Source organism: Thioalkalivibrio sp. ALJ3 (genome assembly GCF_000377205.1).
Taxonomy (GTDB): Bacteria; Pseudomonadota; Gammaproteobacteria; order Ectothiorhodospirales; family Ectothiorhodospiraceae; genus Thioalkalivibrio.
Window position 1 is genome coordinate 48524 of record NZ_KB897908.1, and the last position, 23557, is coordinate 72080.

Consider the following 23557-nt stretch of genomic DNA (forward strand, 5'->3'; position numbering starts at 1 on the left):
GACGGCGTTCAAAAACCGCACAGGATACCGGCTTTTACACGGATGCCAATGGGGGCGGGCGCAGGGGCGTGCACATTGGTAGGGTAGGCGCATTACACGGCGCTCACATGGGGCACAAGGAGCAGGGGTGACGCAGTCCGGCGAGCTAGAGCCAGGGATGGTGGTGCTGCACGGCAACCATCTGGAGTCGCTGCGTGCCCTGGTGGTCGAGTGGATGCAGCGTGCGCCGCTCGGCCCACTGGAGAACGAGACCCTGCTGGTGCAGAGCAACGGCATGGCGCAATGGCTGCGCTACGCCCTGGCCGCGCACCCGGATGCCGACCCGCCCGGCTGCGGCATCGCCGCCGCGCTGGACATGCAGTTGCCGTCGCGCTTTGTCTGGTCGGCCTATCGCGCGGTGCTCGGGCTCGAGGCCGTGCCGCTGGAATCCCCGTATGCCAAGCGCCCGCTGATCTGGCGCCTGATGCGCCTGCTGCCGGAGTGTCTGGCGCGCCCCGAGTTCGCCCCGCTGGCGCGCTTTCTCGCCGATGACGACCCGCGCGACGGTGGCGACCTGCGCAAGCGCCACCAGCTCGCCGAACGCCTGGCCGACCTGTTCGACCAGTACCAGGTCTACCGCGCCGACTGGCTGACCTCCTGGGCCGCCGGGCGCGATGTCCTGCGCGATGCCCGTGGCCGCGAGACACCGCTGGCGGATGACGACCGCTGGCAGGCCGCGCTGTGGCGCCTGCTGCGCGAGGACATCGGCGAGGGCGCGGCCGACACTAGCCGGGCCACGGTCCACGCCCGCTACTGCGAGGCCGTGCAGGGCCTGAGCGAGCGCCCGCCGGGGCTGCCGCGGCGGCTGATCGTGTTCGGTATCTCCTCGATGCCCGGGCAGATCCTGGAGGCCCTGGAGGGGCTGGCCGGCGTGTGCCAGATCCTCGTCTGCGTGCACAACCCCTGCGAGCACTACTGGGCCGATATCGTCGCCGACAAGGACCTGCTGCGCGCGACGCGCCAGCGCCAGGCGCGCAAGGCCGGGATGCCCAGCGTGCTGGACGACGCCGAGCTGCACCAGCACGCGCACCCGCTGCTGGCCGCCTGGGGCAAACAGGGCCGCGACTACATCGGCCTGCTGGACGAACACGACGACCCCACCGCCTACGACGCGGTGCTGCAGACCCTCGCCTGGAAGCGGGTCGACTACTTCGAGCCGCACGGCGGCGACTGCCTGCTGCATCAGTTGCAGGAGGACATCCGCGAGCTGCGCCCGCTGGGCGAGACCCGCGAGGCCTGGCCGGCGGTGGCGGCGGACGACGACTCCATCCAGTTCCATGTCGCCCATGGCCCGCTGCGCGAGGTGGAGATCCTGCACGACCGGCTGCTTGCGCACTTCGACGCCGACCCGGGCCTGCGCCCGCGCGACGTGATCGTGATGGTGCCGGACATCGACGCCTACGCCCCGCATATCGAGGCCGTGTTCGGCCAGCTCCCGCCGGACGACCCGCGCTACATCCCCTACACCCTGTCCGACCAGGGGCCGCGCGGGCGCGACCCGGTGCTGATCGCGCTGGAGCGCCTGCTGTCGCTGCCGGAGAGCCGGATGGGCGTGGCCGAGGTGCTGGACCTGCTGGACGTGCCCGCGCTGCGCCGGCGATTCGGGATCGCGGAAGAGGACCTGACCACGCTGCACCGCTGGGCCGAGGGCTCGGGCGTGCGCTGGGGGCTGGATGCCGAGCAGCGCGCCGGGCTCGGCCTGCCGGAGGGGCTGGAGCAGAACACCTGGCGCTTCGGCCTGCGGCGGATGCTGCTGGGCTATGCGTCCGGGGGCGCCGGGGCCTGGCAGGGGCTGGAGCCGTTCGACGAGATCGGCGGGCTGGATGCCGTGCTGCTGGGCCCGATGGATGACCTGATCACCGCGCTGGCCGAGGCCTGGGGCTGGCTGCGCCACGCCCATACCCCCGGCGAATGGAACACCCGGCTGCGGGAACTGCTGGATACCTTCTTCGCCGGCGAGACCGATGCCGAGCTGTTCACCCTGGGGCGCCTGCGGGAGGCGCTGGACCAATGGCGCGCCGACTGCGAGGAGGCGGAGCTGGACGACTCCCTGCCCCTGGGCGTCGTGCGCGAGCAGTGGCTGGCCAGCCAGGAGGACAGCGGGCTGGGGCAGCGTTTCCTGGCCGGTTCGGTCAACTTCGGCACGCTGATGCCGATGCGCGCGATCCCGTTTCGCATCGTCTGCCTGTTGGGCATGAACGACGGCGACTATCCGCGCAGCCCGACGCCGGTGGACTTCGACCTGATGCGCCGCGATTATCGCCCCGGCGACCGCTCGCGCCGCGAGGACGACCGCTACCTGTTCCTGGAGGCGCTGTTGTCCGCGCGGCGACAGCTGCATGTCAGCTGGGTCGGCCACAGCGCGCGCGACAACGAGTCGCAGCCGCCCTCGGTGCTGGTCGCACAGCTGCGCGATCACCTGGCCGCCGGCTGGCGGCTCCAGGGCGCGGAGGAGGCCAATGGACAGGCCCGGAAGGATCCGCTGCTGGAACACCTGACCACCGTGCACACCCTGCAGCCGTTCTCGCCGGCCAACTTCCCGCCCGACCTGGCGCATGCCCGGCACTACACCTACGCGCGCGAGTGGGAGGCGGTCCACCACGCCGACGAGACCCCGGTGCCGGACGCGCTCGAACTGCCGCCGCCGGACGAAGCCGACGACGAACGCGTGCTGGGCCCGGATACGCTGATGCGCTTCCTGCGCGACCCGGCGGAGGCGTTCTTCCGCCACAGGCTGGGCGTGGTGTTCGATCGCGAGGAGGCCCCGAGCGAGGACCTGGAGCCCTTCACCCTGGCCGGGCTGGAGCAGTGGCAGGTGCGCGAGGCCCTGGTCGCGGCCGCGCTGGACCACGGCGAGGACCCCGAGACCTGGGGCCCGGTGCTGGAGGCCGAGGCCGCGCGGCTGCAGCGCGCCGGTGCGCTGCCGCTCGGCGCGGCTGGCGAGCTGGAACGCGAGGCGATGATCGCCGAGGCCGCACGTCTGCTGGAGCGCATCGGCCTGCGTCTGGCCGTCTGGCCGGAACGGCTGCCGCCATCGCCCGCCGTGCGTCTGGGGCAGGGGGGCTGGATGCTGGAGGGTGCCACCCCGCCCCTGCGCGGCGGGGCCGGGCAGGCCGTGCTGTTGGACTACACCGTGAGCCGGCTGAAACAGAAAAAGGACTGGCGAGTGGACAAGGTGGCCAAGCCCTGGCTCGAACACCTGCTGGCGAACCAGGGCACAGGCGAAGGCGGCCCGGTCGCCACCGAGGTGATCGGGCTGGATACCGGGATGCGCCTGCCGGGCGTGGGGCCAGAGCAGGCCCGCGAGCACCTCGGGGCCCTGGTCGAGGGCTGGGTGGCCGGGCTGGAGCGCCCGCTGCCGGTGGCCTGCGCCACCGCCTTCGCCTGGCTGCAGGCCGAGGCGAAGGACGACCCCGACCCACTGGCGCGGGCGCGCAAGGTGCTGGTCGGGGACGACTTCAGCCCCGGTGAATGGGCGCGCAGCCCGGCCCTGGCGCGTGCCTGGCCGGACCCGGAGGCGCTGTTGCAGGATCCGGCGTTCGGGCACTGGCGCGACCGGCTGTACCGGCCGCTGTTCGAGGCGCTGGCCGCCGGGGAGGAGATGGAATGAGTGCAGGTGCGCAGCCGCTGGAGCTGATGGAACTGCCGCTGCACGGCAGCCGCCTGATCGAGGCCAGTGCCGGCACCGGCAAGACCTACACGATAGCCGCGCTGTATCTGCGGCTGGTGCTGGGCCACGGCGAGCTGCCGGAGGGCACCGTCGAGCTGACCCCGCCGCAGATTCTGGTGATGACCTTTACCGAGGCGGCGACCCGTGAACTGCGCGAGCGCATCCGCGCGGTGCTGGCGCGCGGGGCGCGCGTCCTGCGCGGCGAACCGGCCCCGGCCCACGAGGCGTTGTGGCCGGCGCTGCTGGACGCCTACCCGGAGCCGGCCGCGCGTGCCGGGGCCGCGCGGCGGCTGGAGCTGGCCGCCGAGTGGATGGACGAGGCGGCGGTCTCGACCATCCACTCGTGGTGCTATCGCATGCTGCGCGAGCATGCGTTCGACAGCGGCAGCCTGTTCAACCAGCGCCTGGAGGCGGACCAGAGCGAGCTGCAGGCGGAGGCGGCGCGCGACTACTGGCGCCGCTTTGTCTACCCGCAGCCGGCGGACCACCTGAAGCTGCTGCGCCAGGCCTTTGGCGAGGGGCCCGACGAGCTGCAGGCCCGGGTGCGGCCGCTTCTGGGCCATCTGACGGACACGGCGGGGCTGGAGCCCTACCGCACGCCGGACGGGCTGTACGCGGAGCTGGCCACGCGCCTCGCGCGCCTGGCCGAGCTGAAGGCCGTCTGGCGCGACGATGCCGCCGAGGTGGAACGACAGTTCCGCGAGCTGCACGCGAGCGTGCTTCTGGGCACGAAGTACCAGAAGCCGGACGAGCTGATCGCGGTGATGCATGCCTGGGCCGAAGACCCGGCCGCACTGCTGCCGGAAAACGTTGGCTCGACGCCTGTTCTGGAGCGCATGTGCGCGGCGGGGATGGCCGAAAGGCTGAAGAAGGACAAGTCCCTGCCGGACGACCTGCACCCGGCGTTTACCGCGCTCAATGCCGCCGCCGAGGTCTGCGCGGATGACAGCGAACGCCTGCTGCAGGCGGCGGCCGTGGAGATCGATCTCCAGTTCCGCCAGGCCCAGCGCGTGCGGGTACAGATGGGTTTCCACGACCTGCTGCTGCGCCTGCGCGATGCCCTGGAGGGGCCCGGCGGGGAGGCGCTGGCCGAGACGCTGCGGCGACAATTCCCGGTCGCCCTGGTGGACGAGTTCCAGGACACCGACCCGGTGCAGTACCGCATCCTCGAACGCGTCTACCGCATCGAGGACAACCCGACCGAGCAGGGCCTGCTGCTGATCGGCGACCCCAAGCAGGCGATCTACGGCTTTCGCGGCGCGGACATCCACAGCTACCTGAAGGCGCGCCGCGCGACCGCCGGGCGCCACTACACGCTGCCGCGCAACTTCCGCTCGACCGCGCGCCTGGTCGGCGCGGTGAACCGCCTGTTCGCCCATGCCGACGGCTGGCCGGAGGGTGCGTTCCTGTTCGGCCAGGGCGATGCCGGCGAGCTGCCGTTCCACGCGGTGGACGCCCAGGATCGCGGCGAACGCCTGGAACAGGACGGGGCCGAGGTGCCGGCGCTGACCCTGTGGTGCGCGGATCCGGGCACGTCGGTCGGCACCGGTGCCTATCGCGAACAGATGGCCACGGCCGCAGCCGAGCAGATGGTGCAGCTGCTCAATGGCGGGGTGGACGGGACCTGCGGCTTTCGCGATTCACAGGCGTTGCGGCCGGTGCGTCCGCGGGATATCGCCGTGCTGGTGCGCAGCAAGGTCGAGGCCCGCATCATGCAGGACGCGCTGCGCGCGCGGGGGGTGCGCAGCGTGTACCTGTCCGAGGGCGAATCGGTGTTCGCGACCCCGGAGGCGGGGGACCTGCTGCGCTGGCTGCGGGCCTGTGCCGAGCCGACCAGCGAGCGCCTGCTGCGCGCGGCGCTGGCGACCCCGACGCTGGGGCAGTCGCTGGCCGATCTGCACCGGCTGACCACCGACGAACTGCGCTGGGAGCACCGCGTCGAGCAGTTCCGCGAGTACCGCCGCCTGTGGCAGACGCGCGGCGTGCTGCCGATGCTGCGCCGCCTGCTGCACGACTTCGACGTGCCGCGCCGGCTGCTGGCCAGTGCCGATGGCGAGCGCGCGCTGACCAACCTGCTGCACCTGAGCGAGCTCCTGCAGCGTGCGGCCGCGGAGCTGGATGGCGAGCAGGCCCTGATCCGGCACCTGGTGGAGCACCGCGAGGGGGATCGCGCGAAGGCTGACGAGCAGGTGCTGCGTCTGGAGAGCGACGAGGACCTGGTCAAGGTGGTCACGCTGCACAAGTCCAAGGGGCTGGAGTACCCGCTGGTGTTCCTGCCGTTCGTGTCCTGGTTTCGGGCGGTCGACCCGAAGAAGGACGTGCCGTGTATCGATCGCCCGCCGGACGGCAGGCCGCGCTGGATCTTCCACATGGATACCCGTGCCCAGGAACGCGCCGACCGCGAGCGCCTGGCCGAGGACCTGCGCCTGCTGTATGTGGGCATGACCCGTGCGCGCCACGCCTGCTGGATGGGGCTGGCCCCGATCGCGCCGGGCGGGCGCAAGGAAAACGAGCTGCACCGCAGCGCGGTCGGCTATCTGCTGAGTGGCCCGGAACCGATGCCGAACGGCGAGCTGGAGGGCCGGCTGCAGGCGGCCCGAGGCGACGAGGCCGCGATTGCGATCGAACCCCTGCCCGAGATCACGGCCTCGGGCATGCGGCTGGCGCAACAGACGGCGGCCCCCGGGCGCGCCCGCACCCCGACACGCCCGGTACGCGAGCCCTGGTGGGTGGCCAGCTACAGCGCGATTGCGCACCCGGACGAGGCGGATGCGCCGGCGCCGCTGGTCGCTGACCCGGTGGCCCCGGATTCCGCGCTGGAGGACATGCTGCGCGAGAGCGCGGCCGAACCCGGGACCGGGCATGACCCGTTGCCCGAGGTACCGGTGGCCGGCGGGTTGCACGACTTCCCGCGCGGGCCGGCGCCGGGGACCTTCCTGCACGGCCTGCTGGAATGGGCGGCCGAGCAGGGCTGGTCGGCCGTCATGGCCGATCGCGCTCGGATGGATGACGAGGTGCAAAAGCGCTGCGAACAGCGCGCCTGGGGCGACTGGACACCGGTCGTGCAGGACTGGATGCGCCGGCTGATCACGGCCGAGTACGCGCTGGCCTCCGGCGGCGCGTTCCGCCTGGACGGGCTGGGCGTGTATCAGCCGGAGCTCGAGTTCCTGTTCGAGACGCGCTGGCTGCAGAGCCGGCGGCTGGATGCCGCCGTGCGCGCGCAGTTGCTGCCCGGACAGCCCCGGCCGCCGGCGGGCGACCGGCTGCTGAACGGGATGCTCAAGGGTTTTGTCGACCTCGTCTTCGAGCACGAGGGCCGCTATTACGTGGCCGACTACAAGTCCAACTGGCTGGGGCCCGGTCCCGAGGCCTATGTGGCCGAGCGCCTGCGCGACGCGGTGCTGGAACACCGCTACGACCTGCAGTTGGTGATCTACACCCTGGCCCTGCATCGCCAGCTTCAGGCGCGGATGCCGGGGTACGACTACGACCGCCACATGGGGGGCGGGGTGTACCTGTTCCTGCGCGGGATCGATGCGCCGGGGCGTGGCGTGTTCCACGACTGCCCGCCACGGGCGCTGATCGAGCAACTGGACGGCTGGTTCGCCGAGGGGCCGGACCGGCCGCGGGAGGCGCGGGCATGACGGCCGAGCGCGCATTGCAGGACACCGGGGCGCTGCTGGATCTGCTCGGGGAGTGGGAGCACGCGGGCTGGGTGCGCGGCGTCGACCGCGTGCTGGTGCGTTTTCTGCGCGAACAGGTGCCCGCCGCCCCGCCGCTGACGCTTCTGCTTGCGGCGCTGACCAGCCACCAGGCCGGGCGCGGGCATGTCTGCCTGGACCTCGACGGCCTGCTGGAGGCCCCGGACCGGATGCTGTCGCTTCCGCCGGAGGGCGCGGAGCGGGGGCTTCCTAGGCCCTCGGATATCCTGCGCGGCCTGGACCGTGCGGCAGTCGACACCGCGCTGGAGGGGCATCGGATCTGTGGTGTCGACGCGGACGCGGGGACTCCGCTGGTGCGGGCGCAGGACCGGCTGTATCTGCGCCGCTACCGCGAGGCCGAGCGCCGGATCGGGGAGGCGGTGGCCGGGCGCCTGCGCGAGCAGCCGGCCTGGTGCGAGGGGCTGGATGTGGATGCGATGCGCACCTGGCTGGATCGGCTGTTCGGTCCGGCCGAGGAGGGCGATGGCGAACCGGACTGGCAGCGCCTGGCCTGTGTACTGGCGGCCGGGTCCGCGTTCAGCGTGATTACCGGCGGGCCGGGCACCGGCAAGACCTACACGGTGCTGCAGCTGCTCGCGCTGCTGCAGGGCCTGCAGGGGGAGGGCGAGCCGCTGCGCGTCCGCCTGGCGGCGCCGACCGGCAAGGCCGCCGCGCGGCTGAATGCCTCGGTCGCGGGGGCGGTGGACGCGCTGGGGCTGGAACGCTTCCCCGGCGGCGAGCGCCTGCGCGCCGCGATCCCGCGCGAGGTCGTCACGCTCCACCGCCTGCTGGGCGCGCGACCGGATACCCGGCGCTTCCGCCACGATGCGCGCAACCCCCTGCCGGTGGATGTACTGGTGGTCGACGAGGCCTCGATGGTGGATCTGGAGCTGATGGCCAGCCTGATAGCCGCGGTGCCGGCCCAGGCGCGGCTGGTGCTGCTGGGGGATCGCGACCAGCTCGCCTCGGTGGAGGCCGGGGCGGTGCTGGGCGAGCTGTGCGCGCGGGCCGACGGCGGGCATTACACGCCGCAGACGGCCGCCTGGCTGCGCGAGACAGCCGGGATGGAGCTGCCCGCGCGCTACGTGGACGAGGACGGGCGGGCACTGGACCAGCATGTGGCGATGCTGCGCCGCAGCCGACGCTTCGGCGCGGACAGCGGGATCGGTCGTCTGGCCGCGGCGGTGAACGACGGCACGGCCGAGGTGACGGGCCACCCGGGCGAGGATGTCCACGCGGCGGTGCTGCAGGGCCCGGACGATCCGGCCCTGCTGCGGCGGGTGCTGGACGGGGCCGGGCATGCCGATGCGGCACCGTTCGGGGTGGTCCGTTATCTGGAGCATTTGACGGCCGAACGCCCGGCATACCGCGATGCGCGCGGCGCGTGGGAGGAATGGGCGCGCGGCACCCTGCGCGAGCACGGGCGCTTCCAGTTGCTGTGCGCCGTGCGCGAGGGGCCCTGGGGTGTGGACCGGATGAACCGCCGCGTCGCCGGGGCGCTGACGGCGCGTGGTGTGTTGCAGGCGGAGAGTGCCTGGTACGAGGGACGCCCGGTGATCGTGACGCGCAACGACTACGCGCTGGGACTGATCAACGGCGATATCGGCGTAACCCTGAGCGTGCCCGCCTGGCTGGTCCGGGGTGACGTGGGAACGGACGAGAGTGACACGGCGGAAACGGCCCTGCGGGTCGCCTTCGTCGCGGCGGACGGGCATGTGCGCTGGATGATCCCGCAGCGCCTGGAGTCCGTGGAGACGGCGTTCGCGCTGACGGTGCACAAGTCCCAGGGCTCGGAGTTCGAGCATGTCGCCTTCCTGCTGCCCCCGCCGGAGAGCCCGCTGCTCACGCGCGAGCTGGCCTACACGGCGATCACGCGCGCGAGCGGCTGGCTGAGCCTGTTCGAGCCGGAGGCAGGGGTGCTGCAGCAAGCGAGCCGCCAGCCGACCCGACGCAGCGGCGGCCTGCGTACCTGGTTGTCTACCTAACTACGCAGGGCGTCCTTCATGCGGTAGAGGGCGTCCAGGGCCTCGCGCGGGCTCATCTCGTCCGGGTCGAGCGTGTCGAACAGGGCTTTCAGGGCCCGTTCTTCGGGGCTGGGCGGTTCGGTTTCCGGGGTCGCCTCGGCGACCTCGTGGGCGGCTGACGCGGGCTCCGGTGTGAACAGGCCCAGCTGTGGCGAGTCGGTCGCCGCGGCCCGGTCCTCCAGCTCGCGCAGGTGGGTGCGGGCGAGCTTCAGTACATCGGCCGGGACGCCGGCCAGCTGCGCGACCTGCAACCCGTAACTCTGGTTCGCCGGGCCTTCGCGGACCTGGTGCAGGAACACGATGCTGTGTTCGTGCTCCATCGCGTCCGTGTGCACGTTGGCCACGGCCGGTTCGCGCTCGGCCAGCGCGGTCAGCTCGAAGTAATGCGTGGCGAACAGCGTCAGCGCGCGGTTGTGGCGCGTCAGACGTTCGGCGCAGGCCAGGGCGAGGGCCAGCCCGTCGAAGGTGCTGGTGCCGCGGCCGATCTCGTCCATCAGCACCAGGCTCTCGGGGCCGGCGTTGTGCAGGATGTTGGCGGCCTCGGTCATCTCGACCATGAAGGTCGAGCGTCCGGAGGTCAGGTCATCGGAGGCGCCGATGCGGGTAAAGATGCGGTCCACGGGGCCGATCTGCGCACGCGCGGCCGGTACGAAGCTGCCCATGCAGGCGAGCAGCACGATCAGCGCTGTCTGGCGCATGTAGGTGGACTTGCCGCCCATGTTGGGGCCGGTGATCACCAGCAGGCGGCGCGCCTCCGGGTCCAGTTCGGTGTCGTTGGCGACGAACGGGGCGTCGAGCCCGGCCTCGACCACCGGATGCCGGCCCTGCTCGATCTGGATGCCGGGATCCTGGACCAGTTCCGGGCAATGCCAGTCGAGGCGGGCCGCGCGCTCGGCCAGGCAGGCGAGCACATCCAGCTCGGCCACCGCGTCCGCGATCGTGCGCAGGCGCGGCGCACGCGCCTGCAGGTCGGCGATCAGGTCGTCGAACAGTGCGCGCTCGCGCAGCATGGCCTGCTCGCGGGCGGACAGGATCTCGTCCTCGAAGCGCTTGAGTTCCTCGGTGGTGTAGCGCTCGGCGTTCTTCAGCGTCTGACGGCGCATGAAGCGGCCGGGGAGCTCGGCCGAGCGGCTGCGCGAGACCTCGATGTAGTAGCCGTGCACGCGGTTGTACGCGACCTTCAGCGTGGGGATGCCGGTGGCCTCGCGCTCGCGGGCCTCGATCTCGCGAAGGAAGGTATCGGCGTCGCTTTCCAGCGTGCGCAGGCGATCCAGCTCAGGGTCGTAGCCCGCGCGGATCATGCCGCCGTCGGTCACGCGCAGCGGTGGCTCCTCCACCAGGGCCGCACCGAGCCGGGCGGTCAGGTCATCTTCCGGCGCCAGCGCGGCATGCAGGGCGGACAGGCGTTCGGCGGCATCGGCCAGCGGCGCCAGGGCCGCGTACAGGGCCGGCAGGCGCTCCAGGCTGGCGAGCAGGGCGGTCAGGTCGCGCGGACGGGCGCTGCCCAGCACGATGCGCGAGAGGATGCGTTCGCTGTCGGCGCTGCCGGCCAGAGCGTCGCGGATCGGGGTGACGGCCTCCTGTTCCAGCAGGGCGGTGATCGCGGTCTGACGGTCGCGGATGATCGCGCGGTCGCGCAGTGGCTGGTGCAGCCACTGCATCAGGCGGCGGGCGCCCATCGCCGATTGCGTCGTATCCAGCAGGGCGAGCAGGGAGCCACGGCGCTCGCCTGTGAGGGTGCGGGTGAGTTCCAGGTTGCGGCGGGTGGCCGGGTCCAGTACCAGCATCTGGCTGCGCTGCTCGTGCGCCAGGCTGGTGATGTGGGCGAGATCGCCGCGATGGCGGTTCTGCACGTAGGCGAGCAGGGCGCCGGCGGCGGCGATGCCCAGGTCCAGTCCCTCGCAGCCAAAGCCGGACAGGTCGCGGGTGCCGAAATGGGTGATCAGCAGGCGATGGGCGGAGACCGCGTCGAAATGCCAGTCGGCGTGGCGCTGGGGGGCGAAGGGCTCGGTGCCCGGGAGCGCACCCGCCTGGTCCGGCACGAGCAGCTCCACCGGGTCGAGCCGCGCCAGTTCGGCGGCCAGTTCGGTTTCGTCGCCCACCTCCAGTACGCGGAACTGGCCGCTGGCGAACTCCAGGCTGGCGATGCCGTAGCCGGTCTTGCGGCCCTTCACGGCGGCGGAGGCGGCCGGGCAGACCGCGACCAGGCGGTTCACCTGGCGGGCATCCAGCAACGCCTCCTCGGTGACTGTGCCCGGGGTCACGATACGCACGACCTCGCGCTTGACCGGCCCCTTCTGCGCGCCGACGGTGCCGGTCTGTTCACAGATCGCGGCGCTCTCGCCCATCTTCAGCAGGCGGGCCAGGTAGCTCTCCAGGGTGTGCACGGGGATCCCGGCCATCGGGATGGGCGCCCCGGCCGATTCGCCGCGCCGGGTCAGGGTGATGTCGAGCAGCCCGGCGGCGCGCTCGGCGTCGTCGTAGAACAACTCGTAAAAATCCCCCATGCGGTAGAGCAGCAACGTATCCGGGTACTCGGCCTTGATGGCGAGATACTGTTGCATCATCGGAGTGTGGGCGGAGAGGGGCTCGGCGGTGCTCATCGGTTCGGCTGTGGTCGATCCGGGCTTGGGGAAACACTGATTAATGTACACGTTCGCGCTCGAGTCGCTTTTGCGTGCGAACAAGGCGCGGTAACTGCCGTGCAGTCATTCTGCACAAGGGAACCGCAACGCCGTTCCCACGCAAAAGCGGCCGAGCCTCTGCTTTCAATGGTTTGTGGGGTTGGCACCCCAGGTTCCCCGATACGGCGTTGCGCCCCGAATCAATCAGCAACGGGCGGGTAGAACCACTACCCGCTGCACGGCGCGCCTTGTCTCGGAAAACCTGGGGTGCCAACGCGAGCGTGTACATTAATCAGTGTTTCCCTGCCGCGCAGTATACGGATGCGCGGCCCCGTGTGGCAGGTGCACCATCACGGGACGTGATGTGCCACACTCGGGTGGAGTCAAGGAGGGTACGCATGCTGGGAGAAGATGACCGCCGGGGCTTCCGGCGCATGCAGGTCGACACCCCCGCACAAGTGACCTGGATGGCGACCGGTGCGGTGGATGAGGTACGGCTGGAGGACCTGTCGGCCAGCGGCTGTGCCTTTCGTTGGCCCCATGCGCCACAGGCGGGCGAGCGTGTGAGCATTGCGATCAACAACCCGGACGGGCGACTGGCCGCGCTGGAGCGTGCCGGCCAGGTAGTGCGCTGCGAGCCCCTGGGCGACGATCAGGTGATCTGGCGGGTGGCCATTGCCTTTGACAGCGAGGGATGATTCGGACATGGAAGCGCAAACGACGTCGATTGTGATCCCGCACGAGCCCGATCTGGCCGGGCTCTCGGCGCTGGTCTACGACCTCGGCGAGCGGCTGCTCGCCAGTGAACGCAAGCTGTGCACCATCGAGTCCTGCACCGGCGGCGGGATTGCCCAGGCGATTACCGATGTCCCCGGCAGCTCGGGCTGGTTCGAGTGCGGCTGGGTGGCATACTCCAACGTGGCCAAGACGCGGATGGTCGGGGTGCCGGGCGAGCTGATCGAGCAGCACGGCGCCGTCAGCGAGGCCGTGGCGCGCGCGATGGTCGAGGGCGGGCTTGCCCACTGCGATGCCGACCTGGCGCTCTCGGTGACCGGCATCGCCGGGCCCGGTGGCGGCAGCGCGGACAGGCCGGTGGGTACGGTCTGCTTCGGCTGGCAGGAGCGCGGGCAGGATGCGCGGGTCGAGACCCTGCATTTTGACGGCGAACGCCACCAGGTGCGCCTGCGGGCGATGCTGCACGCCCTCAGTGCGTTGCTGGCGCACGAGGCCGCTTGACCCGTCGACCAGTCCGGGGCCGGCCGTCCCCGGTGATCCCTTTAGAACCGTGAACCCGGGTTGGGTCGCTCCCCGCCCTGTGGGATACTGCGGCCCCGTATCCGCCCCGCAACGGATCGGAAACCATCGCTGCAAGCATCGGGAGGCATACCGTGGACGAGAATCGCAAGAAGGCCCTGACCGCCGCACTGGGGCAGATCGAACGCCAATTCGGCAAGGGCGCGGTGATGCGCATGGGCGATCAGCAGGCGGTGGACGTGCCGGCCATCTCCACGGGTTCCCTAGCGCTGGATATCGCGCTGGGCATCGGTGGCGTGCCACGCGGGCGCGTGGTCGAGATCTACGGGCCGGAGTCCTCGGGCAAGACGACCCTGACCCTGCAGGTGGTGGCCGAGGCACAGAAGGTGGGCGGCACCGCCGCGTTCGTGGATGCCGAGCACGCCCTGGACCCGACCTACGCCGAGAAGCTGGGCGTAAACGTCGACGATCTGCTGGTCTCGCAGCCGGATACCGGCGAGCAGGCGCTGGAGATCGCCGACATGCTGGTTCGCTCCGGTGCGGTGGACGTGGTGATCGTCGACTCCGTGGCCGCGCTGACGCCCAAGGCGGAGATCGAGGGCGAGATGGGTGACTCCCACGTTGGCCTGCAGGCGCGGTTGATGTCGCAGGCCCTGCGCAAGCTGACCGCCAACATCAAGCGTTCGAACACGCTGGTCATCTTCATCAACCAGATCCGCATGAAGATCGGCGTGATGTTTGGCAGTCCCGAAACCACTACCGGCGGCAACGCGCTCAAGTTCTACTCCTCCGTGCGCATGGATATCCGCCGCATCGGCGCGATCAAGAAGGGCGACGAGGTGATCGGCAACGAGACCCGCGTGAAGGTCGTCAAGAACAAGATGGCGCCCCCGTTCAAGGAGGCGTACTTCGAGATCCTCTATGGCGAGGGTATCTCGCGCGTGGGCGAGATCATCGAGATGGGCGTGAAGGAAGGCCTGATCGACAAGGCCGGCGCCTGGTACAGCTACAACGGCGAGCGTATCGGCCAGGGCAAGGAGAACGCCCGCCAGTACCTGAAGGACAACCCGCAGATCGCCGAGGAAGTCGAGAAGACCCTGCGCGAACGCCTGCTGCCGAAGCGCAACAAGGCCCCGGTAGAGGACGTGCCGGCCGATGCCTCGGTCGAGGAGCAAGGCTGATCCGGCCGACCCGGACGCCGCACTGGAGGCTGGGCTTCGGCTTCTGGTGCGGCGCGAGCATTCCGCGCTGGAGCTCGCGCGCAAGCTCGCCGAACGCGGTTTCGAGCGCGACGCAGTGGATGCCGCGCTCGAGCGTGCGCGCGAACTCGACTACCTGAGCGACACCCGTTACGCCGACTTCATCGCCCGCCACCGCACCGATCAGGGCTACGGCGAACAGCGCATCCGCGCCGAGCTCGCCCACAACGGCATCGGCAGCGATACCGTTAATGCCGCCATTGAATCCCTGGAGGTCGACTGGACCGAGCAGGCCCGTGGCCAGCTCGAACGCCACTTCCGTCATCCCCCCGAGACCCGCGAGGACGAGGCCCGCATGCTCCGCCACCTGGCCGGCCGCGGCTTCCCCGGTGGCGTCGCCCACCAGGCCCTCGCCGCCTGGAAAGACGGGACCCGGTAGGACGTAGGACGTAGGAGGCCAGCCCCCTGGCCGATGCGACGTTGATAATGCCCCATCGGCCAGAGGGCTGGCCTCCTACAGGGGTGGTGGCTTTGTCGTTGTAGGAGCGCAGCCCCTTGCGCGATGGGGCGTTGGCGGTGCCCCATCGGCCAGGGGGCTGGCCTCCTACATCATGGCCCGAAGGCGGGGGCGGCAATACGCGGGTTGGGGGCTTGCGTGATAGGATTCCGGTTTTGACCCCATATTCAATCGGAACCGCATGAAAAGCGCCGACATTCGCCGGAGTTTCCTCGAATTCTTTGAAGGGCATGGCCATACGATCGTGCCCTCCAGCCCGCTCGTGCCGGGCAACGATCCCACGCTGCTGTTCACCAATGCGGGGATGGTGCAGTTCAAGGATGTGTTCCTCGGTCGCGAGAAGCGTTCGTACAACCGTGCGGTGTCCAGCCAGCGCTGCGTGCGGGCGGGCGGCAAGCACAACGACCTCGAGAACGTCGGTTACACCGCACGGCATCACACCTTCTTTGAGATGCTGGGCAACTTCAGCTTTGGCGACTACTTCAAGCGCGATGCGATCCACTACGCCTGGCAGTTCCTGACCGAGACCATCGGCCTGCCGCCGGAAAAGCTCTGGGTCACCGTCTACGAGACGGACGACGACGCCTACAACGTCTGGGCGAACGAGATTCAGGTTCCGGCCGAGCGAATCGTGCGTATTGGCGACAAGCCGGGCGGCGGTTCCGACAACTTCTGGCAGATGGGCGACACCGGCCCCTGCGGCCCCTGCACCGAGGTCTTCTACGACCACGGTCCGGAGGTGGAGGGCGGCCCGCCCGGTTCCCCGGACGAGGACGGCGACCGCTACATCGAGATCTGGAATCTGGTGTTCATGCAGTACGACCGCGATGCGGACGGCACGCTGAATCCGCTGCCGCGCCCGTCGGTGGATACCGGCATGGGCCTGGAGCGCCTGGCCGCGGTGCTGCAGGGCGTGCACTCCAACTACGAGATCGACCTGTTTCAGGACCTGATCGCGGCCGCCGCGCGAGTGACCGGGGCGCAGGAGCAGGACTCCGCCTCGCTGCGCGTGATCGCCGACCACATCCGTTCCATCGCCTTCCTGATTACCGACGGCGTGCTGCCGTCGAACGAAGGCCGCGGCTACGTGCTGCGCCGCATCATCCGCCGCGCCGCGCGCCACGGGTTCAAGATGGGTGCGCAGGATGCCTTCCTCTACCAGATGGTCGGCGACCTCGTGCGCGCGATGGGCGAGGCCTTCCCGGAGCTCGCCGAAGCTCAGGCCCGGGTCGAGAAGGTGCTGGAGAAGGAGGAACGCAAGTTCCTGGAGACGCTCGACAAGGGCATGAAGATCCTCGAGGACGACCTGCGCGATCTCGAGGGCAAGGTGATCCCGGGCGAGACCATCTTCCTGCTGTATGACACCTACGGCTTCCCGGTGGACCTGACCGGCGACATCGCGCGCGAGCGCGGCCTGGAACTGGACATGGAGGGCTTCGAGTCCGCGATGGCGGATCAGCGCGCCCGTGCCCGCGCCGCGAGTCACTTCTCCATGGACGACGGCGGCCTGCCGCAGGTCGATCAGGAAACCGAATTCTCCGGCTACGAGACCGTCGACGACGAGGGTCGCGTGGTCGCGCTGTACCAGAACGGCGAGCCGGTCGAGCGACTCGAGGTCGGCGCCGAGGGCCTGGTGGTACTGGACCGCACGCCGTTCTACGGCGAGTCCGGTGGCCAGGTTGGCGATGTCGGCACGCTGAGCGGTTCCGGCGTGCGCTTTCAGGTCGCCGACACCCGCAAGCAGGGCGCGGCGCATATCCATGTCGGCCAGGTTCGCGCCGGCACGCTGGAGGTCGGCCAGAGGCTGCAGGCCGCGGTCGAAGGCCCACGCCGCGAGAACATCCGCCGTCACCATTCGGCGACGCACCTGCTGCACAAGGCCCTGCGCGATCAGCTGGGCGACCACGTGCAACAGAAGGGCTCGCTGGTGGATGCCGAGCGCCTGCGCTTCGACTTTACCCACATGGAGCCGCTGACCGACGAGCAACTGCGCGCCATCGAGGCCCAGGTGAACGCGGAGATTCTGGCCAACGAGGCCACCGATACCCGCGTGATGGACATCGAGTCGGCGATGGAGTCCGGCGCGGTCGCGCTGTTCGGCGAGAAGTACGGCGATCAGGTCCGGGTGCTGAAGATCGGCACCTCCGTGGAGCTGTGCGGCGGCACGCATGTGGACCGCACCGGTGACATCGGGTTGTTGCGCATCACCTCCGAGGGCGGGGTGGCCGCTGGTATCCGCCGTATCGAGGCGGTGGCCGGCGAGGTGGCGCTGCGCTGGGTTGACCAGCAGCTCGGCTATCTGGATGCGATCGCCGATCGCCTGCGCTCCGGGCGCGGCGAGGCGGCCGACAAGGTCGCCCAGTTGCAGGAGCGCTCGCGCGAACTGGAGAAACAGATCGAACAGCTCAAGGGCAAGCTGGCCAGCCAGGCCGGCAGCGATCTGGCCTCGCAGGCGCAGGAGGTCGGCGGCGTGCAGGTGCTGGCCGCGAAGGTCGAGGGCGTGGAGCCCAAGGCCCTGCGCGACATGGTCGACCAGCTCAAGCAGAAGTTGGGGCAGGGTGTGGTGGTGCTGGGCACCGCGACCGGCGAGGGCAAGGTCAGCCTGGTGGCCGGCGTGACCAAGGCCGAGACCGACCGCTTCAAGGCTGGCGACCTGGTCGGTCACGTTGCCGCGCAGGTGGATGGCAAGGGTGGCGGTCGCCCGGACATGGCGATGGCCGGCGGCCAGAGCCCGGACAAGCTGGATGCCGCGCTCGCCTCGGTCGCCGACTGGGTACGCGAACGCGCCTGACGACGCCTCGTCATCGCGGGGCGCGCACCGCGGTGGCGACCCGTGTCCGGAACAGCCCTCGGCGCGTCTCGTGAAGGCCCGGGGGTTCTCGCAATAACGACCTGAATGATGTTTAATGCGCCGCCTTTCCGGGTGGCGGTGAATGGAATCGTGCAATGGCGTTGCTGGTACTGAAATTCGGGGGCACCTCGGTGGGCACCACCGAGCGCATCCAGGCGGTCGCGGAGCGGGCTTTGAAGCTGCGCGAGGAGGGTCATCAAGTGGTGATCGTTGTCTCTGCGATGAGCGGCGAGACGGATCGCCTTCTGGGTCTCGCCCATGCGCTGAATCCACGAGCCGATGGCCGCGAGCTGGACGTGCTGTTGTCCACCGGCGAGCAGGTGACGATTGCCCTGCTGGCGATGTCGCTGGAGGCGCATGGTTGTCCCGCACGCTCCTATACCGGCGCCCAGGTCACGATTCGCACCGACAGTGCGCACAACAAGGCGCGCATCCGCAGTATCGACGATGCCCGCGTGCGGGCGGATCTGCAGGCCGGCCGAGTCGTCGTTGTGGCCGGATTCCAGGGGGTGGACGAGCACGGCGCGATCACCACGCTGGGCCGCGGCGGGTCGGATACGACGGCCGTCGCGCTGGCCGCGGCACTCAAGGCCGATGAATGCCGGATTTACACCGACGTCGATGGTGTGTACACCACGGATCCCCGCCTGGTGCCCCAGGCACGGCGGCTGCATAGCATTACCTTCGAGGAGATGCTGGAGATGGCGAGCCTCGGCTCGAAGGTGCTGCAGATCCGCGCGGTGGAATTTGCGGGCAAGTACAACGTCCCTCTTAGAGTGCTGTCCTCGTTCGAGGAAGGACCGGGGACCCTGATTACCACGGAGGAGGATGCGCAGGTGGAACAGGCGCTGGTTGCGGGTATCGCGTTCAATCAGAACGAGGCCCAGCTAACGGTTCAGGGCGTCCCCGATCAGCCGGGGGTCGCGCATCGTATCCTCGGGCCGATCGCGGACGCCAACATCGAAGTGGACATGATCGTGCAGAACGTGGGCGCGGATCAGACCACCGACTTCACCTTCACGGTGCATCGCAACGACTACGACAAGGCGTTGGCGATTCTGCAGGATGCCTGCAGGGCACTGAATGCGCGCGAGGTTTCCGGAGATACGCACATTGTGAAGATCTCCGTGGTTGGTGTCGGCATGCGCTCGCATGCCGGGATCGCCAGCCAGATGTTCGAGGCACTCTCGCGCGAGACGATCAACATCCGAATGATCTCCACTTCCGAGATCAAGATCTCGGTGGTTGTGGATGAGAAGTACCTCGAACTTGCTGTACGCGCCCTGCATGATGCCTTTGAACTTGAGCAGGAACCTGTCGGTCAACAGGAGGACGGTTAAGGATGACAAACCGTAAAACGGTTACCGGACGACCGACTGCGTCCGACACAGGCACTGCGGAGAAGAGCATGCTCATTTTGACTCGACGTGTGGGCGAGACCCTCATGATCGGCGAGGACGTTTCCGTCACCGTCCTGGGGGTCAAGGGCAATCAGGTTCGTATCGGGATCAATGCGCCTCAGGACGTGGCGGTCCACCGCGAGGAGATCTTCCAGCGTATTCAGCGCGAATCCAGCGCGACCGGCGATGATCAGGGCTCGTCCGGCGGTGGGTCCGCCCCGGGAGGGAGTGTGGCGGCTTCCTCGCGCGACGACTGACCAAGCCTGTCAGGCCCGGCGGTTGCGGCAACCGCCGGGCCTTTTCTTTATGGGCACAAGTCCGTATCCTGTGCCGCGCATTCCGGAGAGTTGGCCGAGTGGTCGAAGGCGCTCCCCTGCTAAGGGAGTATGGGTCAAAAGCCCATCGAGGGTTCGAATCCCTCACTCTCCGCCAGACCCAGCAAAGGGGCCCGAGAGGCCCCTTTCGCACGTATGGCCCCCGAGGTATCGAGATTCGAACCCGAGACATAGAGAATGATGGTTCGACGGGTGACGCGCAGCGGCACCCGAACGTCGCCGCAGGCGACGGCCCGAAGGGCGAAGCGCAAAGCGCCGAGTAATCCCTCACTCTCCGCCAGACCCAGCAAAGGGGCCCGAGAGGCCCCTTTCGCACGTATGGCCCCCGAGGTATCGGGATTCGAACCCGAGATATAGAAAATGGTGGTTCGACGGGTGACGCGTAGCGGCGCCCGAACGTCGCCGCAGGCGACGGCCCGAAGGGCGAGGCGCTAAGCGCCGAGTAATCCCTCACTCTCCGCCAGACCCAGCAAAGGGGCCCGAGAGGACCCTTTGGCGCATGGCGCGCCTCCCTGGCAGTCTTTCGTGCGCAAGGCTTTCGGTGCGACTTTGTGACGTCGGTCTCCCGAATGATTGGTAATTCTCCCATTTTCGTCTATGTTATGGGCCGGTCGGCCCCCATCCAGCCGTTTGGGTGGTGGCCTACTTGTGAGCGGGTACAGGGAAGCTCGGGCCTGGCAAGGGTCCGCGGTACCCCGGGAGGATGCGTTACGCCGCGATACTGGGGGCGGGCGACGGTTCTCCCGCGATCGTCATGGAGCCATCGCCCTGGCATGGTTCCGGATTACAAGAACAACAAGGCGGTTGTCAGCCCCGCGTTTTCGCTTCCCCCGAAGGAACGGAGGACGACGCGTATGCATCGCAGGAATTTTCTCAAGGCCGGCATGGCCCTGTCGGCCGGATTGGTGGTGCCCGGAGCGGCGTCAGCGGTTACGCTCGGCGCAGAATTGCTCCAAAGCCTTCACCAGCATGAGCCTGAAACGACCCGGTTTGGCGTGTTCCTGCGTCACGATCATCACCACTAGATGGTTTTGCTGAATACCCGCACGCACTGGGGCTCTTGGGTTCCCGTGCGTGCTAATCTTGCCTTTAATGGCCGACTTATGGTGGCCGGATCGGCCGAAGTGGATTTCCTATGTCCCTGACCCCTACCGTGTTGTTCAGCCTACTGGCGGACGATACCCGACTGCGTTCACTGCTCCTGATTCACATCGAGCGCGAACTCTGCGTGTGCGAGCTGATGAGCGCACTGGAGGCCTCGCAACCGAAAGTCTCGCGCCATCTGGCCGCATTGCGTCAACAGGGCGTGGTGACGACGCGGCGCGAAGGCAACTGGATCTACTATCGGTTGCACCCGAAGCTGCCGGACTGGGCCCGTGAGGTCCTGGCGTCGACGGCCGAGGCTTCGCGCATCGATGGCACACTCCGCGAGGATCATGCGCGCCTGCAGGCGATGTGGCGTGATGCCGATCTGGGGCTGCCGGACTCTCGGCGCTCGTCGGAAACCTGATCAGTGTTCCTCGGCGGGAGGCATGGCAATGCCTGCTTCCCGCAGCCACTGACACAGGCGGATCAGCGGCAGACCCACCAGGGCGGTGGGGTCCGCGCCCTCCATGCGCTCGAACAGGCTGACACCCAGCCCTTCCGACTTGAAACTGCCGGCACAGTCCACGGGATTGTCCAGCGCCACATAGGCGCGAATCTCGGCATCTGACAGCGGGCGGAAGCTGACGATGTATTCAACGTCCGCCACCCGTGTCTTCCCGCTGGGGGCATCCAGCAGGCACAGCCCGGTGTGAAAGGTGACCGTGCCGCCGGACAGCGAGGCAAGCTGTTCGCGGGCGCGCTCGGCATTGCCCGGCTTGCCCAGGATGCGGCCCTGATGGCTGGCGCTTTGGTCGGATCCAATGATCAATGCGTCCGGGTGGATATCGGCAACTGCACGGGCCTTGGCCTCTGCGAGGCGCTGTACGAGGGCCGCCGCTTCTTCGTCCGGGAGTCGAGCCTCGTCAACCTGCGGGGCAGCGGTCGTGAACGGCAGATGCAGCCGCTGCAACAGCTGCGCGCGATAGGGCGAGGTGGAGGCGAGGACGATCTCGTGCATGGGGTTACCCATCGAGGGCGTCGATCTCGATCAGGGCATCGTCCGGGTTGGCGGCCGCACCCTTGGCCACGTTTACTGCGCGCACTGTGCCGGCAATAGGCGCGGCGATTTCCGATTCCATCTTCATCGCCTCGATTACGAGTACGGGCTGTCCGGCCTCCACAACGTCACCCTCGGCCACCAGTACGTCGATGATGGTGCCGGGCATGGAGGTGGTGACATCGCCCGGGCGGGTGGCGCGCCGGGATCTTGTGCCTGCGCGCGGCGATTCGGCGCCACCGCCGCCGGCCGTGTCGATGGTATCGAGCGTCTCGATCAGAACCTCTTCCGGCATGCCGTCGACTGTGATGTACATCGGGCGCGTGTCCTCGCGATGGTGTCCACTGCCATTGACCCGGATGTGGTACGACTCCCCATGGAAGCTGACGTTGAATTCCACCGGTGCCGGGCAGCCGGCCTGGGTGCTGTCTGGTGGGTTCAACGGTTCCGGTTCAAGCGTGTCGTCGCGGCGTTGTTCGAGGAACGTCCGGCCTACCTCGGGAAACAGCGCGAAGGTCAGCACGTCCTCGGGCCCTTGGGCCAGGTCGCCGATCTCCCGGGTCAGATGGTCCATCTCCGGCTTCAACAGGTCCGCCGGGCGCACGTCAATGACCTCGGCGTTGCCGATTGCCTTGCGCTGGATCACGCGATTGATGGATCCCGGCGCGCGGCCGTAGTGTCCGGTCAGGTACTGCTTCACCTCGTTGGTGATGGTTTTGTAGCGCTCCCCGGCGAGGACGTTCATCACCGCCTGGGTGCCAACAATCTGCGAGGTCGGCGTGACCAGGGGCGGATAGCCGAGATCCTCGCGCACGCGCGGGATCTCCTCCAGCACGGCATCAAAGCGATCCAGCGCGTTCTGGTCGCGCAGCTGGTTGGCGAGGTTGGAGATCATGCCACCCGGTACCTGGTTCACCTGTACTCGGGTATCGACGCCGGTGTACTCGCTCTCGAAGCGCCGGTACTTCTTGCGCACCTCGTGGAAATACAGCCCGATCTTCTGCAGGGCCACGAGATCCAGGCCCGTGTCGTGCTCGGTGCCGGACAACGCTGCGACCAGGCTCTCCGTGGGGGGGTGGCTGGTGCCCCCGGCGAAGGCGGAGATCGCCGTCTCGATGTGGCGGCAGCCGGCCTCGATCGCCTGCCAGTGACACAGCTCGGACAGACCCGAGGTGGCATGCGCATGCAGGTGGATGGGTACATCCAGCGCATCCACCAGCTCGGTAACCAGCTCACGGGTGGCCGCTGGAGTCAGCAGCCCGGCCATGTCCTTGATTGCGATGCTCTGTGCCCCCATGTCCACCAGCTCGCGGGCGAGGACGACGAATTGCGCGGCGGAGTGTACCGGCCCGGTGGTGTAGCAGAGCGTGCCCTGGGCATGGCCACCGGCCTTGCGAGTGGCCTCGATCGCGGTGCGCAGGTTCCGTGCATCGTTCATCGCGTCGAAGATGCGGATGATGTCGATGCCGCCGGCCACGGACCGCTCGACGAAGGCGCGCACGACGTCATCCGCATAGTGGCGGTAGCCGAGCAGGTTCTGCCCACGCAGCAGCATTTGCAGCGGCGTGTTGGGCAGTGCGGCCTTGAGCTGGTGCAGGCGTTCCCATGGGTCTTCCTTGAGAAAACGCACGCAGGCGTCGAACGTGGCTCCACCCCAGGCCTCGAGGGAGTGAAAGCCGATCGCGTCCATCTGCTCGCAGATCGGCAGCATGTCCTCGGTGCGCATGCGCGTGGCGATCAGGCTCTGGTGGCCGTCGCGCAGAGTGACATCCGTTATGTGAACTCGGTCCATGGCTAGTC

Annotated in this window: 15 protein-coding genes, 1 tRNA gene and 2 other RNA genes; 15 read left to right on the top strand and 3 right to left on the bottom strand. The window is 68.9% G+C overall.

Translation table 11 applies throughout. The features are described from left to right. Window positions 1-127 precede the first annotated feature (127 nt). From recC to recD, 3 genes are read left to right on the top strand one after another with little or no spacing between them, the layout of a single operon-like run. The gene (gene recC, locus C935_RS0109005) at window positions 128-3649 is read left to right on the top strand and encodes an exodeoxyribonuclease V subunit gamma (protein WP_018862176.1); all 3522 of its coding nucleotides are present in this window, start codon (window positions 128-130) and stop codon (window positions 3647-3649) included. Continuing rightward, window positions 3646-7353 (top strand): exodeoxyribonuclease V subunit beta, encoded by a 3708-nt coding sequence (recB, locus tag C935_RS0109010; RefSeq protein WP_018862177.1) that lies wholly within the window; start codon window positions 3646-3648, stop codon window positions 7351-7353. Before recC ends, recB begins: the two co-directional genes overlap by 4 nt. After that, window positions 7350-9395 carry an exodeoxyribonuclease V subunit alpha gene (gene recD, locus C935_RS0109015; protein WP_018862178.1) on the top strand — a complete coding sequence of 682 codons (2046 nt, stop codon included), beginning with the start codon at window positions 7350-7352 and terminating at the stop codon, window positions 9393-9395. Before recB ends, recD begins: the two co-directional genes overlap by 4 nt. Here the strand turns inward: recD and mutS are convergent. After that, window positions 9392-12037 carry a DNA mismatch repair protein MutS gene (mutS, locus tag C935_RS0109020; RefSeq protein WP_018862179.1) on the bottom strand — a complete coding sequence of 882 codons (2646 nt, stop codon included), beginning with the start codon at window positions 12035-12037 and terminating at the stop codon, window positions 9392-9394. The genes recD and mutS overlap by 4 nt on opposite strands. 419 nt (window positions 12038-12456) lie before the next feature. On the opposite strand from mutS, the gene C935_RS0109025 reads away from it, so the two are divergent. From C935_RS0109025 to C935_RS0109070, 12 genes are all read left to right on the top strand, one after another. Beyond that, window positions 12457-12756 (top strand): PilZ domain-containing protein, encoded by a 300-nt coding sequence (locus tag C935_RS0109025; RefSeq protein WP_018862180.1) that lies wholly within the window; start codon window positions 12457-12459, stop codon window positions 12754-12756. Window positions 12757-12763: 7 nt separating this feature from the next. After that, window positions 12764-13294, top strand: a complete 531-nt coding sequence (locus C935_RS0109030; protein WP_018862181.1) for a CinA family protein — start codon at window positions 12764-12766, stop codon at window positions 13292-13294. A 152-nt stretch (window positions 13295-13446) separates the two neighbouring features. After that, the gene (gene recA, locus C935_RS0109035; protein ID WP_018862182.1) at window positions 13447-14493 is read left to right on the top strand and encodes a recombinase RecA; all 1047 of its coding nucleotides are present in this window, start codon (window positions 13447-13449) and stop codon (window positions 14491-14493) included. After that, window positions 14468-14950, top strand: coding sequence for a regulatory protein RecX (locus C935_RS0109040; RefSeq protein WP_026278739.1), 483 nt, complete (start codon window positions 14468-14470; stop codon window positions 14948-14950). Before recA ends, C935_RS0109040 begins: the two co-directional genes overlap by 26 nt. A gap of 259 nt (window positions 14951-15209) precedes the next feature. Next, complete coding sequence (alaS, locus tag C935_RS0109045) at window positions 15210-17819, top strand: alanine--tRNA ligase (RefSeq protein WP_018862184.1); 2610 nt, start codon at window positions 15210-15212, stop codon at window positions 17817-17819. 155 nt (window positions 17820-17974) lie between these two features. Further along, on the top strand, window positions 17975-19219 hold the full coding sequence (locus C935_RS0109050; protein ID WP_018862185.1) for an aspartate kinase: 1245 nt from the start codon (window positions 17975-17977) through the stop codon (window positions 19217-19219). A 68-nt stretch (window positions 19220-19287) separates the two neighbouring features. Then, the gene (gene csrA / locus C935_RS0109055; RefSeq protein ID WP_018862186.1) at window positions 19288-19536 is read left to right on the top strand and encodes a carbon storage regulator CsrA; all 249 of its coding nucleotides are present in this window, start codon (window positions 19288-19290) and stop codon (window positions 19534-19536) included. A gap of 84 nt (window positions 19537-19620) precedes the next feature. Beyond that, window positions 19621-19711, top strand: a tRNA-Ser gene (locus tag C935_RS0109060). A 66-nt stretch (window positions 19712-19777) separates the two neighbouring features. Beyond that, window positions 19778-19894: non-coding RNA, RtT sRNA (locus C935_RS13060), on the top strand. A gap of 52 nt (window positions 19895-19946) precedes the next feature. Further along, window positions 19947-20077: non-coding RNA, RtT sRNA (locus tag C935_RS13065), on the top strand. A 310-nt stretch (window positions 20078-20387) separates the two neighbouring features. After that, complete coding sequence (locus C935_RS0109065; RefSeq protein ID WP_018862187.1) at window positions 20388-20639, top strand: twin-arginine translocation signal domain-containing protein; 252 nt, start codon at window positions 20388-20390, stop codon at window positions 20637-20639. Between the two features lie 110 nt (window positions 20640-20749). After that, window positions 20750-21124: a metalloregulator ArsR/SmtB family transcription factor gene (locus C935_RS0109070; RefSeq protein ID WP_018862188.1), complete on the top strand. Its 375-nt coding sequence runs from the start codon at window positions 20750-20752 to the stop codon at window positions 21122-21124. Here C935_RS0109070 and C935_RS0109075 read toward each other — a convergent pair whose 3' ends face one another. Further along, a complete protein-coding gene (locus C935_RS0109075) occupies window positions 21125-21718 on the bottom strand; it encodes a nucleoside triphosphate pyrophosphatase (protein WP_018862189.1) in 594 nt (197 codons plus the stop codon). A 4-nt stretch (window positions 21719-21722) separates the two neighbouring features. Next, window positions 21723-23549: a sodium-extruding oxaloacetate decarboxylase subunit alpha gene (gene oadA, locus C935_RS0109080; RefSeq protein ID WP_018862190.1), complete on the bottom strand. Its 1827-nt coding sequence runs from the start codon at window positions 23547-23549 to the stop codon at window positions 21723-21725. Window positions 23550-23557 lie beyond the last annotated feature (8 nt).

What these genes read in the sequence shown, in the direction of transcription:
- recD (WP_018862178.1), top strand. Translation starts at nt 7,350, where the DNA reads ATGACGGCCGAGCGCGCATTGCAGGACACCGGGGCGCTGCTGGATCTG.
- csrA (WP_018862186.1), top strand. Translation starts at nt 19,288, where the DNA reads ATGCTCATTTTGACTCGACGTGTGGGCGAGACCCTCATGATCGGCGAG.
- C935_RS0109050 (WP_018862185.1), top strand. Translation starts at nt 17,975, where the DNA reads ATGGCGTTGCTGGTACTGAAATTCGGGGGCACCTCGGTGGGCACCACC.
- C935_RS0109030 (WP_018862181.1), top strand. Translation starts at nt 12,764, where the DNA reads ATGGAAGCGCAAACGACGTCGATTGTGATCCCGCACGAGCCCGATCTG.
- C935_RS0109075 (WP_018862189.1), bottom strand. Translation starts at nt 21,718, where the DNA reads ATGCACGAGATCGTCCTCGCCTCCACCTCGCCCTATCGCGCGCAGCTG.
- recB (WP_018862177.1), top strand. Translation starts at nt 3,646, where the DNA reads ATGAGTGCAGGTGCGCAGCCGCTGGAGCTGATGGAACTGCCGCTGCAC.
- C935_RS0109070 (WP_018862188.1), top strand. Translation starts at nt 20,750, where the DNA reads ATGTCCCTGACCCCTACCGTGTTGTTCAGCCTACTGGCGGACGATACC.
- mutS (WP_018862179.1), bottom strand. Translation starts at nt 12,037, where the DNA reads ATGAGCACCGCCGAGCCCCTCTCCGCCCACACTCCGATGATGCAACAG.
- C935_RS0109025 (WP_018862180.1), top strand. Translation starts at nt 12,457, where the DNA reads ATGCTGGGAGAAGATGACCGCCGGGGCTTCCGGCGCATGCAGGTCGAC.
- C935_RS0109040 (WP_026278739.1), top strand. Translation starts at nt 14,468, where the DNA reads ATGCCTCGGTCGAGGAGCAAGGCTGATCCGGCCGACCCGGACGCCGCA.
- oadA (WP_018862190.1), bottom strand. Translation starts at nt 23,549, where the DNA reads ATGGACCGAGTTCACATAACGGATGTCACTCTGCGCGACGGCCACCAG.
- C935_RS0109065 (WP_018862187.1), top strand. Translation starts at nt 20,388, where the DNA reads ATGGTTCCGGATTACAAGAACAACAAGGCGGTTGTCAGCCCCGCGTTT.
- alaS (WP_018862184.1), top strand. Translation starts at nt 15,210, where the DNA reads ATGAAAAGCGCCGACATTCGCCGGAGTTTCCTCGAATTCTTTGAAGGG.